Source organism: Streptomyces sp. NPDC049577, from assembly GCF_040675635.1.
Classification (GTDB): domain Bacteria; phylum Actinomycetota; class Actinomycetes; order Streptomycetales; family Streptomycetaceae; genus Streptomyces.
In genome coordinates this window covers 1-12,004 of sequence record NZ_JBFAPH010000200.1, presented here as the reverse complement: position 1 = coordinate 12,004, position 12,004 = coordinate 1, and the positions used below count along the sequence as shown (strand labels likewise).

At 68.8% G+C, this 12,004-nt stretch carries 9 protein-coding genes and 3 pseudogenes; 4 read left to right on the top strand and 8 right to left on the bottom strand.

What is annotated here, in order from left to right; translation table 11 throughout:
- The 5 genes and pseudogenes from AB0K09_RS21580 to AB0K09_RS21560 all read right to left on the bottom strand — a co-directional run.
- A pseudogene (locus AB0K09_RS21580) lies at positions 1–336 on the bottom strand (hypothetical protein); the annotation flags it as partial.
- A gap of 506 nt (positions 337–842) precedes the next feature.
- A complete protein-coding gene (locus tag AB0K09_RS21575) occupies positions 843–1,655 on the bottom strand; it encodes a methyltransferase domain-containing protein (RefSeq protein WP_366067006.1) in 813 nt (270 codons plus the stop codon).
- Between the two features lie 242 nt (positions 1,656–1,897).
- Positions 1,898–2,677 carry a hypothetical protein gene (locus AB0K09_RS21570; protein WP_366067005.1) on the bottom strand — a complete coding sequence of 260 codons (780 nt, stop codon included), beginning with the start codon at positions 2,675–2,677 and terminating at the stop codon, positions 1,898–1,900.
- A gap of 83 nt (positions 2,678–2,760) precedes the next feature.
- Positions 2,761–3,675 (bottom strand): dihydrodipicolinate synthase family protein, encoded by a 915-nt coding sequence (locus AB0K09_RS21565; RefSeq protein WP_366067004.1) that lies wholly within the window; start codon positions 3,673–3,675, stop codon positions 2,761–2,763.
- Positions 3,675–4,472 carry an aldolase gene (locus tag AB0K09_RS21560; protein ID WP_366067003.1) on the bottom strand — a complete coding sequence of 266 codons (798 nt, stop codon included), beginning with the start codon at positions 4,470–4,472 and terminating at the stop codon, positions 3,675–3,677. Before AB0K09_RS21560 ends, AB0K09_RS21565 begins: the two co-directional genes overlap by 1 nt.
- A 280-nt stretch (positions 4,473–4,752) precedes the next feature.
- Between AB0K09_RS21560 and AB0K09_RS21555 the strand changes: the two genes are divergently transcribed.
- From AB0K09_RS21555 to AB0K09_RS21545, 3 genes and pseudogenes are all read left to right on the top strand, one after another.
- Positions 4,753–5,334: an XRE family transcriptional regulator gene (locus tag AB0K09_RS21555; RefSeq protein ID WP_366067002.1), complete on the top strand. Its 582-nt coding sequence runs from the start codon at positions 4,753–4,755 to the stop codon at positions 5,332–5,334.
- A 503-nt stretch (positions 5,335–5,837) separates the two neighbouring features.
- Positions 5,838–6,567: pseudogene (locus tag AB0K09_RS21550) on the top strand (alpha/beta hydrolase).
- Positions 6,568–7,153: 586 nt separating this feature from the next.
- Positions 7,154–7,810: a L,D-transpeptidase gene (locus AB0K09_RS21545; protein ID WP_366067001.1), complete on the top strand. Its 657-nt coding sequence runs from the start codon at positions 7,154–7,156 to the stop codon at positions 7,808–7,810.
- A 1,271-nt stretch (positions 7,811–9,081) separates the two neighbouring features.
- Here AB0K09_RS21545 and AB0K09_RS21540 read toward each other — a convergent pair.
- A complete protein-coding gene (locus AB0K09_RS21540) occupies positions 9,082–10,110 on the bottom strand; it encodes a hypothetical protein (RefSeq protein ID WP_366067000.1) in 1,029 nt (342 codons plus the stop codon).
- A 429-nt stretch (positions 10,111–10,539) separates the two neighbouring features.
- Entirely contained in the window at positions 10,540–10,917 is a 378-nt protein-coding gene (locus AB0K09_RS21535) for a hypothetical protein (RefSeq protein ID WP_366066999.1), read from the bottom strand.
- Between the two features lie 83 nt (positions 10,918–11,000).
- Between AB0K09_RS21535 and AB0K09_RS21530 the strand changes: the two genes are divergently transcribed.
- Positions 11,001–11,300: a helix-turn-helix domain-containing protein gene (locus AB0K09_RS21530; protein WP_366066998.1), complete on the top strand. Its 300-nt coding sequence runs from the start codon at positions 11,001–11,003 to the stop codon at positions 11,298–11,300.
- A gap of 75 nt (positions 11,301–11,375) precedes the next feature.
- Here AB0K09_RS21530 and AB0K09_RS21525 read toward each other — a convergent pair.
- Positions 11,376–11,465 (bottom strand): annotated as a pseudogene (locus AB0K09_RS21525) (AAA family ATPase); the annotation flags it as partial.
- Between the last annotated feature and the right edge of the window lie 539 nt (positions 11,466–12,004).

Here is a 12,004-nt window from a genome sequence, read left to right as displayed (position 1 = left end):
TTCCAGGATCACCGGGGTGTCGGTGCCCACATGGTTGGCCACCACCGCCTCGATCGCCGGCGCCAGCGCCTCGGCGATCGCGATCTGCCGCTCGACCACCGACTCGGGCGTCTGGCGGGCGGCCTCCGGGTGAGTGCGCCAGAAGTGGACCTCCGGAAGGTGCTCCGGCAGTGTCACCGCGAGGAGGGCCTCCACGATGTCGTCGACCTCCACGACGGGGACGTCGTACCGTCGTGCCAGTGCCCGCCCGACACCGGTCTTCCCCATCCCCGACGCGCCCCCGACGACGAGCACCCGCCAGTCGGGAAGACTCCTCACCTCATCCGTACTGTCCACGTGGGCAGAGTACTGGAGCCGCTTCTTTCACCTGGGCCACACCAGCCGCAGCGGTTCCCGTTCGGGGAACGGTCGCGGTGCAAGTTAAGTCATGACCAAGCTGGCGATGGTCGACTTGATAAGCCGCCGCCTCGCCGGCGAAACCATCCCGAACTGGCGCGACACTTGATCGGTCGCGGCGCCTTCTCCTGTCCCCACCTACCCTCGCAAGAAACTGACGCGTTGCTGCAGGCACCGCTCGCATGCGCCCACCCTCGTGCGCCGACGAGGTGGCGGCTGCGATCGACCGCCGAGGGGCGGAACCGGTCGCCGCGGTCCTACTGGAGCCCGTCAACGGCACGACGGGCGGGGTCTTCGTACCGCCCGCCCGGCAGACTCCAGGTGTCCGTATTCCTGCCCAGGAGTACCCGGTTCCCGTCTTCGCTGGTCACCAGGGCGCACGCGATATCGACCCGGTCCGGGGCCATCTCCACGTCCTCTCGTCGTCGCGCCCTGCGCTTCGCCCGCTAGCTCCGGTCGGTGGGCATGGTGGCGGAGGTGAGGAAGTAGGTGACGGAGTACAGGAACTGGCCACCTTCGATCGCGTCGTCGAGGAGCGCGTTGAAGCGGCGCGCTTCAGCGCGGTCGAGGTAGCCGAGGTCAGCGAAGACGTCGGCCCAGTCGCGGATGCCCATCGTGCCGTCGACGGTGCGCTTGTCGCGGACGAGAAGCGTGCGCGGCTCGACCTTGACGTCGAGGAGACCGCGGGTGGTGAGGAGGCCGGGCACGCGGCGGGCGAAGGTGCCGTGCCGGATGCCGGACGTCTGGCGCAGGCCCAGGACTTTCGCGGCCAGGCGGTGGTCCTCAATGTTGAGAGCCTGGGTCGCCGTGTCTGGGTCGCAGACGACGATGCGGCCTCCCGGGCGGACGACACGCAGCATCTCGTCCAGCGCCCGGCCGGGATCCGCGACATGCTGGAGGACCCGGTCCGCCCATGCCCCATCGAACGCAGCGTCCCTGAACGGCAGGCGGTGACTGTCGGCGACGGCGACCTGTCGCACGCCGGCATGCTTCATCTCGGCGCACATGGTCCGGGACAGGTCGCAGGCGACGACCTCGGCGCCGGTCTCGTCGGCGAGTTCCCGGACGGCATCCCCGGTGCCGGCCCCGATATCGAGGAACCGCCGGCCGGGCTGTGCCTGAAGCAGTTCGCGCAGGCGCTGCTTGTAGGAGACGAAGAACGGCTCGCTTCGTAGGCGGTGCAGCGTGTTGACCAGCCGGAGCGGATGAGGATGAGCGTCGATGTCGGAGAAGGCATGCGGCACGTAGGAGTCGCCCATGGCCGGACCCTACGGCCTGCGCGTCCGGTATGTGGCTCGAACCACAGGGCCCGCCCCGCCGTCGTCATGGCTGACGGATTCCCGGCACTGCGACATGGCCCCGGAGCAGTACCTGACGGCAGTCTGACGCGCGACAGTCGATCCAGGGTGGGCGCCGCAGGGGGAGAGGCGACGAGCGGGAGGCCATCGGGATGGGGGACAACTTCCGGATGCAGCAGGCTTGCCCGACGAGCAGCTCGGCGTCAGTGCGCCCAGGGCAGTCGCACCGCCTCGATCTCACTGTCGTTCAGCAACGCGTTGATGAGGGCTGGGAGCCCGGCCACCTTGGTGGCCCACAGGTCGTAGTCGGTGCACAGCACCCATGAGTGGTCATCGGCCCACAGGTTGGACGGGCTGAAGGCGGTCTCGGAGTGGTCGTACAGGATCTCGGCGTCGCCGAGCCGGCCCGCCCGCACGTGGAGGTTGTCGAAGTCGGCGGCTCCGAGCATGAGCGGGTTGTAGTAGGCCAGGCAGCGGGTGTCCGGGCCCGCGGGGCTGTACTGGGTGAGGATGGCGATCAGCTGGTTCCAGGTCTCACGGTCCAGACTCCCTTCGGTCGGCGGGATCACGCCCAGTGGCCGGCTGCCTTCCTTCTTGGCCGAGGGAAGGCAGCGGTAGGAGGGCATCAGCCCGTGGGGCACGACCGGGTCGCCGGTCCGCCGGGCCAGTTCGGCCCAGCGCAGCCGGCGCCAGCCGGGGCCCGGGTGCTGGGCGCGGCCCAGCCCTCCTCCTGTGGCGACGCTCACGGCGTCGAGGTCGATGCCTGCAACAACGTCCGGCTGGACACTCCCGTCCGCCAGCCGCGCCTGGTGGTACTCGTGGTACGACACATCGGCCGGCCCCTGCTCGTGCTCGTACATGGCGTTGAGCACCCACACCGCGTCAGGCATCGCCCGAGGCATGAACCCAGTCAGGCCGTCGCCACACAGCTCCAGCAGCCAGTCGGTGGCCCCGGACGGCACGAGCGGCCACAGGCTTGACATCAGGTTCGATTCCCCGGGCATGCGCTCATGATCCCAGGGCGCGGACACGCCCTACCGCCAGGGGCTGGCATGACCCCGCGCTGTCAGGTGGCGGTCGGTGGGAGTTTGTCGGCCTGGAGGTGGTTGAGTATTTCCCGTAGCTGTCGCGTCTTGTCCTGGGGCAGGGGCAGGAGTGGTGGTCGCGGTGGTCCGGCCGGGCGGTTCTGGATCGCGAGGCCTGCCTTGATGGTCCGGGGAAGGCCGTGGCGGACGATGAACTGCAAGAACGGCAGCAGTTGCTGCAGCAGCGTGTCCGCGCGCTCGTCGTGTCCGTGGATGACCGCGGTGTGGAGCTCCAGCACTCGCTGCGGTACGAGGCAGGGGGCGGCGGTGCACCAGCCGGCGGCCCCGGCGCGGAAGGCGTCCAGGGCGACTGGATTGCTGCCGTTGTAGACCGACAGTTCTCCGTCGGACAGCTCACGGATGGTGCGGAAGCGGGACACCTCCCCCGAGGACTCCTTGACCATGGTGAGGTTCGGGATCTTCCGGGCGAGAGCGACCACGGTCTCCGGTCGCAGGTCCACCCCGCTGGTGCCGGGGTTGTTGTAGAGCATCATCGGCAGGTCGGTGGCCCGGGCCACCTCGCTGTAGTGCCGGACGAGTTCGGCCTCGGTCAGCTTCCAGTACGCCTGGGGGAGCACCATGATCGCGGTGGCGCCGTGGAGGGCGGCCACGCGGGCGCGACGGACCGTGCCCTCGGTGCTCCAGTGGGAGACGCCGACGAGGGTCGGCAGCCGCCCGGCCACCGTGTTCAGGGTGGTCTCGCAGACCGCGTCCCATTCCTTCTCGGTCAGGTAGGCGCTCTCGCCGGTGCTGCCCAGCGGGGCGACGGCGTGGGTGCCGGCGGCGACGAGGTCGCTGGTGAGCCTTTGCAGCGCGGGCAGGTCCACCTCACCGGTGACGGCGTCGAAGGGGGTGACCGGGTAGGCGATGATGCCCTTCAGCGGCGGGTTGGCCATCAGAGGTCCACCCGCCCGGTCAGGCAGTCGGGGTGGTTGCGCAGCGCTTTGCGTGCGTAGTACCCGAAGTTCGCCTTGCTGCGCCGGTCGGTGGAGGTCCAGTCGTGGGCCTCGCGGGCCAGGGCCGGGTCCAGGGGCTGGATGGTCCCCGCCGACATCGCCAGCAGTTGCAGGCGGGCGGCCCGCTCGATGAGCAGCGCCAGGGTGCACGCTTCCTCGATCGTGGAGCCCGTCACCAGCTGGCCGTGGTGTGCGAGCAGAATGGCCCGCTTGTCGCCGAGGGCGGCGGAGATGATCTCGCCCTCCTCGTTGCCCACCGGCACGCCGGGCCATTCCTTGAGGAAGGCGCAGTCGTCGTACAGCGGTGTCGTGTCCATCTGGGAGACGATCAGCGGCACTTCCAGCATGGCGAGCGCGGCCGTGTGCAGGGAGTGTGTGTGGATGATGCAGTTGACGTCAGCGCGTTCCCGGTAGATCCAGGTGTGGAAGCGGTTGGCGGGGTTGGGCATGCCCTCTCCCTCCAGGACCTCCAGGTCCTCGTTGACCAGCAGCAGGTTGTCCTCGGTGATCTCGTCGAGGCCCAATCCCAGGCGCTGGGTGTAGTAGGTGCCCGGTTCCTGCCCGCGGGAGCTGATCTGCCCGGCGAGCCCGGAGTCGTGGCCGCCGTCGTAAGCGATCCGGCAGGTGAGCGCCAGCTTCTGGCGCGTGGTCAGTTCGAAATCCCCGAAGTGCCGGTCCATCTGCCGCTCTGCGCGGCTGATGAGGGCGTCCTTCGAGTCTTGCAGCGTTTTCGCCATGTATCTGCTCCTGTTGCGACCTCGAGGAAACGTTGTTCACCATAGGACACAAGGTTTCCCGAGGCAAGGGCGGCCGGGCCTCCGCGGAGAAGGTGCCCGCACCCCTGGGGGGCCGGAAGCGGACTGCGAAGGGCAAGGCGGGCCGGCAAATCTCCGGGGTGGGTCGGCGGCGGAGGGGAGGCAGCGCCGTTCGCTATAGGACACGACGTGTCATCATGGTGGTTGGTACGGACCGTGCCGCGCGGGTCCGTCTGGGCCGGGCCGGGAGAGGAAGACACCAGTGATCAACCGGGTGCGCCGACTGCGCAAGGAACGTCTGATGACTCTCGAGGTGCTGGCCGAGCGGTCCGGCGTCACCAAGAGCTACCTGTCGAAGGTCGAACGTGGCCAGAGCACTCCCTCGATCGCCGTGTGCGCCTCTCTCGCCAAGGCTCTCGAAGTCCCCCTGGACAGCCTCTTCGCCGAGGCCGAGGAGCCGGGTGAGGTCGCGGTCACCCGGGCTGCGGAGCGACAGGCCCTGACCTCCCCGGACGAGTCCGGCACCCGCTACGAGGGCATGGCGCTGGACGCCGGCAGTAAGGGCATGACCCCGTTCATGCTCTACCCACCGCACGACACGGGCCCGGTTCCCTTCCGGGACCACCCCGGCGAGGAGTTCGTCTTCGTCCACGAGGGGCGGGCCGAACTGATCCTCCCGTCACGCGTGATCACGCTCGACACCGGTGACTGCGTCTACTTCAAGGCCACCACACCCCACAAGCTCCGCTCCCTGGGAACCAGGCGCGCCACGGTCCTCCTCCTGGTCTCCAGCGACTACGAGACTGCGGACGGTGCCCGGATTGCGCATTCTCGCTTGCCCTGAGGCGGGCCGGGCGGCAGGTGTGACAGAGCCGCCCCGCGACGGCGGTACCGGTGAAGGCCGTGATGAGTAGGGCCGGGAAGTGGCCGTCCGAGCTCTCCGCTGTGCCCGTGAGGGCCGGTGGGGATCCGCGCCATCGGCTCTGTATGCGGGGCCGACGGTTGGCTCGCTGTCCTCTGGACCGGGACGGATGGGGCAGGATGAGGGGCGACCATCGGGGCGCTGACGTCATGCTCTTGGTACCGCGTCGTAACGCCCGCCTGGCCGTGCGTGGCGGGCGGTTGCTGGTTGAACATGTCCGCTCCAGCCGTGCGGTCGTGCCTGTGGGGACCGTGGGTCGGGCTGTCTCGGCCCACGGCCTGTAGTTGCTCTTTTTCCGGGCGCACGGTGCTTTCCTGCGGGCCGGGGAAGCGCTCTGATGCGCACGGCAGGAGGCGGTGCCCATGATCGTCATGCTCCAGCCGATCAGGTCTTCCGCATGGGTGTCGCTCTGAGCGGCCCGCAGGATCCGGTGGGTCGAAATCCCCGGCGCCGAGCCGGCCCGGCTCTACCTCCACGGACTGGGCGCCAGCTCCCCGGTGTACCGGGCCGCCACCGCCGCGCATCCTGCACTGACCGGCCGTCGGTCGCTGCTGCTCGACCTTCTCGGCTTCGGTATCAGCGACCGCCCGACGGACTTCACCTACACGCTCGAGGCCCACGCGGACGCCGTGGCAGCCGCGCCGGAAGCCGCCGCGGCGACAGGTGTCGAGGTCATCGCGCACAGCCTGGGCGGGGCGGTGGCGGTCCTGCTCGCCACCCGGCATCCGCGGCTCGTCTCGAAACTCGTCCTGGTGAACGCAGCCCTGGACCGGCGCCGCTGGTTCCCCGTCCCGGCAGCAGCGCCATCGAGACCTTCACCGAGGAGGAGTTCCTGTCCGACGGCTGGCAGCGGACCGAGCAACGGGTCGGCCCGGCCTGGTGGTCCACCATGCGCCTGGCCGGGCGCGAGGCCCTCTACCGCACCGCGGTCCACCGGGCGCGGGGGCCGTTCCCGCCCTGCGCGACCAGCTGCTGGAGCTGCCCGTCCCGCGCACCTACCTCCACCCGGAGGCCGACGGCGCACCGGCCGGCGCCGAGCGCCTGGCAGCCTCGGGCGTTACCATCCGGGCGATCCCGGACTGCGGCCACAACATCATGTTCGACAACCCCGAGGCCTTCGCCCACGCGGTCGCAGATGCGCTGAGCGGCAGCTGACCGGCAGCGGGAGCAGGTGACTTCCCGATCGGCCCGCCCGGAGCGACCCGGTCGGCGACCTCAGCCCGGCCGCTCCCGTGGCCGGGCTCGGCGCCCGTGCCGTCGTCAGTTCCTGTGTCTGCCTCGGTGGCCGACGGGCACAGCGCCCACGGCGCCGAGAGTCGCCGTACGGCGAACAAGGACTCCAGCGCGGCCCTGCTCCGCCGGTACGGCCACGTGGTCGTGTCGGTGCCGGACAACCGCAGCAGATCGAACGCGACGAAGTGCGCCGTACACCCGCCTGCGGCCCGTGCGGCCCGGGCGGCCCTGCCAACGGCCTGCCCACGGCAAGGTCGGGGCGAAACCGTGGAGAGTCACCGCCGAAGGGGGGGGGCTTTCCGGCGCTTCGTCGGTTGGAGTCCGCAGGTGGCAAAGTTCTTGGGCCGACGGGAACCAAACCGCCTAATGCCACGGCAGGTTGACCCCGTCGAGCGGGTACCGCGCAGGTTGACGGCGGGTTCAAACCCTTGTGGGACGCGTGCCTGGGGCGGTGGTTCGTACCGTTTGTGGCACCGGATCACACCGAGAACTCAGGGGGAACAGGTCCATGCGTACTGAGCGCAAGCAGGGCGGGCAGCGGAAGTTGACGGGGGTGCTGGGCGCGATCGTGGCCCTCCCCGTGGCGGCCGTGACGATCGGGCTCGCGCCCTCGGCCAGCGCGTCGTCGTCGGCACCGGCGTCCGACAACGTCATCAGCGGCCAGGCACTGGCCGAGGCGAAGGCGGCGGGCAAGAACTACACATTCCTGGAATTCAAGAAGGGCAAGGACCCGCTGAACTCACGTCTGCGGTTCGTCTTCGTCCAGGCGGCCAACCCGGACCACGTCCGCAGCTGGGTCATCGACAGTTGGAGGGCGGGCTCCGGCAACGGCAGCAAGGACACCTGCGCGACCGGCAGGGGCTGGCTGCCCAACGGGACGTACAACATCAACCACTACTACCCGCACCACAACGGTGGACCCAAGGGAGTCAACGGAATCTCCTGGGACATCGGCAACCACAAGTGCCACAGCGGCAAGTGGCGTACCGAGCTCTTCATCCACAGCAAGATGCTCCCCAGCGGCGCCCAGGGCAGCGGTCCCTACAAGTGGACCGGCAACTACGCCTCCAACGGCTGCATCAAGCTCAGCCCCAAGGACATCCGCGAACTCCAGGGACTCTGGAACGGCGGCTATCCGCACCCCGCCAAGCTTTACGTCGACTGACGACTGACGAGCAGCAGGTGATCGCCGCCCCGGCCGACGCGCATCGGCCGGGGCGGCACAGCGCGCCACCTGCCAGACGTGCCCGGCGATGCGCAGGGCGGGCTGGACAGCAGGTCGCGGCCTTCCGCTTTCACCGACACCACGGCTGCCGCCCCGGCCTTGGGGGTGGTGAACCACAGGGCACAGACGAAGACGGCTCTCACATCCGGACGGATCCACGCGGCGGACGGACGTGGAGAGACCGTGCGGTGCCGTGTGGCCGGGGGCTGCCGTGCAGGAGTGCGTAGACGCCCATGCCCGGGACAACGGCGGTCTGCCCTTGCAGGACACCGTGGTCGGAGCGAGGGCTCGTACGATTGATGCGCCCGAAGAACGTCAGCCCGTCCGGTGGCGGGCGTCAGGCGACTGCGGAGCGCTTGCGGCCGGTGAGGGCTTTGATGAGGTCCTCGCGTGTCATGGAAGATCGGCCGGAGATCCCGGTCTTGTTGGCCGGCTGGTAGAGCTCGGTCTTGCTGAGCGAGGCCAGGTCGCTGCTCTTCTTTGCACTGGCCTGGCGCCCGCAGCCGCGGCTGGTGCCGGCGCGTGCGGGCCGGGGCCTTCGGGGCGGTCTTGTTTCCCGTGGCCCACTTGCCGGTGGCGGCCTTCCGAGTGGTTGCCCGCTTCCTCCCGCGTGGCGCCACCGCACCACCGCCTTGCCGGCCGGCTTGGTCGATGCTGTCCCGCAGGGCTGCCATGAGGTCCATGACGTCGGTGGCCTCGGGCGGCTCCGTCGTGGCGGCTACCTCCTGTCCCTCGGCCTTGGCCCGGATCAACTCCTGGACCTTCCAGCGGTCGGTGCCGTCTCCGCGCACCGACGGCCGGGCGCCGGCACCCGGCTCCGGGCCGGGTGGCGCGGTTGCGGGAGCGGGGGCCGGCGGGGGCCCGGGTGACGGCGGCGGGGACGGAGAAGGTGACGTCGGCGGGCTCGGCCACGTCTTTGCCTCGGGCGGTGGCATGTGCCCAGAAGGTGAGGGACACCTCGTAGAACCACGGGCCGCCGGCAGCCTGCCACCGGCACAGCAGCCGGCCCAGGATTTCCTGTCCGTCGTACGGAGGTGATACGCCCGCCCTTCGGGCGTATCACCTCCAACGGCCCCGGGGTGGTTTTGAGAGCGTTCACGATGCTGCTGCGTAATCCTCGTCGGTCATGTGGTGATCACTTGCGAGGTTGCGCCACCCCCTGGAGCGCTCGGTCACTCACACGGGTCTGAGTAGCCGCACTCGTGCACGTGTCATGCCGGGGGCTTCTGCAGCCAGTCCGCCTCGGTGGTCCAGAACATGTGGCGCGCACCGAGGTAGTCGTGGGCGAAGTCCGTGAACCGTTCGCGGGTGTACGGCTTACTGGTTTTGGGGTCCTTGGCGTTGATGTCGGGTTCCTGGACGGCCATCGCGACGAGAGGAAGGGCATCCTTGTATTCGTGGAGGAACTTGTAGGAGTTCTCCATCTGGTACTTCCGGTCCGGCAGGGTGTCCGGTCCTCCGACGCCGATCTTCTTGTCCCTGGCGAGGTCGAACATCTCCTTCATGCGCTTGTGGTCGTCGTCATCCGGCAGGAAGTTGATGTACTGGATGAACTGCGTCTTGGTGAAGACCTTCTTGCCGTAGCGCATGTTGTCGATCTCGGCATCGATGTAGGACGTTGAGGTGTACTTGGTCTGATCCTCCTTGGTGTCCACGTCGACCGCGGTCTCCGGAAGATTCACCCCGGCGAGCTCGCCGTCGAACTTCTCCGCCATCGCCTTCAGCATGGCCTGGAAGTCTGCTCGCACCTCTTTGTTCCACTGCGCGACCATGGCCCCATGGGTGGTGGGGTTGTCAGGGTTCTCATCGATCGTCGGCGCGACACCGCCCTCGTCCTTCACGTATTGGGGAACGTTGGCGTCCTTCATGGCTACATCGAAGAACCGATCCTGGACCTGGACGAACAGTTTTTTGTGGCGTTCCTGAAGATAGTTCAGGGCATTGTCCAGTCGTGACCACTTGTACTCCCCCTTCCTCCCCTCGAGGGCCTTCCAGGGCACCACTACCTGTACGCCGCCGATGTCCGTGCGGTCAATCATGGCCTTGACCTTCGGGTCCTTGCCGGACGTGGCATCCTCGAATGCGCCGAGCGACATGTACAGGTTGTCCGTCACCTTGCCCCGGGACACCGGGGCGGCGGCCTTGTCGGGGACGGGAGCCGCGCCGGCCACCCCGAGGGTGGTCGTCAAGGTCACGGCCGTGAGGACAACAGATCCGACTGCACCACGTTGCATCATCATGAACGAGACGCTAGGGGAACATTCTTAGTGAAAGATAAGAGCGTCCGTTGCCGCTCCGGGCCCGGGTCCGGGCCCGCGCCTTAGCTGCAAAAACTCCAACCCACGCTCGCCGAGCCCCGGAGAAACATCGGCGATTCGACTGTTCCGGCGAGGACATCGAAGGGGACTGGGTGGAACATACCGGCTGCTGGAGCCATGCCTCCCGGGTCTGGAGCCATGCCTCCCGGGTCCTGCCCACCTACGGGCCAGGTGCGCGCGGACAGGCTGCCCGCGGGCCGAGGGCAGGCAGGGTGACCCCGGTGGCCGGCCTTCGCCCGCCGCGACGGCCTCGACCCGACGCGCCCCGTGCAGTGGGAAGCCGAGGCGCTCGAACCGGCAGAGCTGCAGCGCCTGGTCCCCGCCGCCGTCGCGGTTGGAGCGTGTCTCCTTTCACGCGAGGGCTGATCGTGCGGTTGCGTGGAACTGCACGTACTCGATGGTCGCTCCTCCGGGGTGCTGCACGGTCAGGTTTCGGCCGGTGGGCACCTCGTTGGGACCGTCGAGGATTTTTCCGCCACGTTGCTCGGTGATGCTCACGATCCGGTCGATGGACTCGACGATCGCGGTGGCGTGGGTGCCGCGGTAAGGGGCTAGGGCTTCCTCTGAACCTGCCAGAAGCAGGTAGCTGCCGACGCTCGCGAGGTTCAGACCGCGGTAGGTGAACCGCAGTCGTGGCTGCTCTCCGGTCAGCTCGACGAAGGTCGGCAATGCCACGTCCAGGTCGTCGACGTAGACACGGGCAAAGGTGGCAAGCACCGTCACGGCCATCTCCTAGATCATTTCGATTTTTCCGAAACACCGAAGCGATCTGCATACTACGGGTGTCACACGGGCGGAGACGAGGAGGGTCAGTGGAACAGCCCGACCACGACGCGGACTTGGACCTGGCTGTGGTGCTCCATGCGCTGGGGGATCCGGTTCGGTTGGCACTGGTCCGCCGAATGGCCGAGGACGGTGAGAGTGGGTGCAGCCCGGACGGCGTGGACGTGCCCAGATCGACGCTGTCCAATCATTGGCGAATCCTGCGCGAAGCCGGGATCACCCAGACACGGCGGATGGGGAAGGCACGCCTGATGGCTCTGCGTCGCGCCGATCTCGACGCCCGTTTCCCGGGACTCCTCGCCGTCGTGCTGGCCGAAGGCAGGCGATGAGTGCCGTAGCCACATCGCCCGCCCTGCTGCCGGGTGGAAGGTGGTGCGGCATGCGCCGTATTCAGGTCGTCCAGCAGCAGTGCGCTGTTCGGTGCGGGCTCGGGTGGCGGCCAGACGGTAGGAGCCGGTGCCGGTCTCGATGATGGCGCCGTTGAAGGTGTGTCGGTGCTCCGCCAGGTCTTTCTGATGTTGTTGCTGGGCGCTGAGGAGCTTGTCGCGGGCCTCGTCGGCACGCCGCTGCGCTGCCCCGGCGTCGACGCGGGCCCGAGCGCACGAGGAAGACGGCCGTGGCCATGGTCGCCACCAGGATGACCGCCATGATGACGACGGCTGCTATTACCTGGTCCCTGCCCGCCGGGCGGTGACCAGGGTGCGCCGGCGGTCACGGACGGGCTGCTCTCCCTCGAGCCACCGCGCGCAGGAGGCGGCCCGGGCGGGGAGCGGCAGGCCGGCCATGAAGTGGGCGATGCCGGCGTAATGGGCGGAGTCGCCGCTCTGCGTCAGGGCAGGCAGCCGGTTGGCTGTCGGCTGCTGGGACACCCCTGAACGCGTCACCGGGCTGGCGCCGGGTGCCCGAGGACCGGGCCGCCCGGGTTCTCCTCGTACCAGCCGATGCGGTGAGCGGCGAGGAGTGCGAGGTCGACATCCTCAAGGAGACGATGTGGCGCCCGCCCCTGCAGAGCGAGTACGGGCCCGTCCTCGCG

Bases quoted from the DNA above. Each gene is read 5' to 3' on its own strand.
- AB0K09_RS21575 (WP_366067006.1), bottom strand. From the start codon at position 1,655: ATGGGCGACTCCTACGTGCCGCATGCCTTCTCCGACATCGACGCTCAT.
- AB0K09_RS21570 (WP_366067005.1), bottom strand. From the start codon at position 2,677: ATGTCAAGCCTGTGGCCGCTCGTGCCGTCCGGGGCCACCGACTGGCTG.
- AB0K09_RS21565 (WP_366067004.1), bottom strand. From the start codon at position 3,675: ATGGCCAACCCGCCGCTGAAGGGCATCATCGCCTACCCGGTCACCCCC.
- AB0K09_RS21560 (WP_366067003.1), bottom strand. From the start codon at position 4,472: ATGGCGAAAACGCTGCAAGACTCGAAGGACGCCCTCATCAGCCGCGCA.
- AB0K09_RS21545 (WP_366067001.1), top strand. From the start codon at position 7,154: ATGCGTACTGAGCGCAAGCAGGGCGGGCAGCGGAAGTTGACGGGGGTG.
- AB0K09_RS21540 (WP_366067000.1), bottom strand. From the start codon at position 10,110: ATGATGATGCAACGTGGTGCAGTCGGATCTGTTGTCCTCACGGCCGTG.
- AB0K09_RS21535 (WP_366066999.1), bottom strand. From the start codon at position 10,917: ATGGCCGTGACGGTGCTTGCCACCTTTGCCCGTGTCTACGTCGACGAC.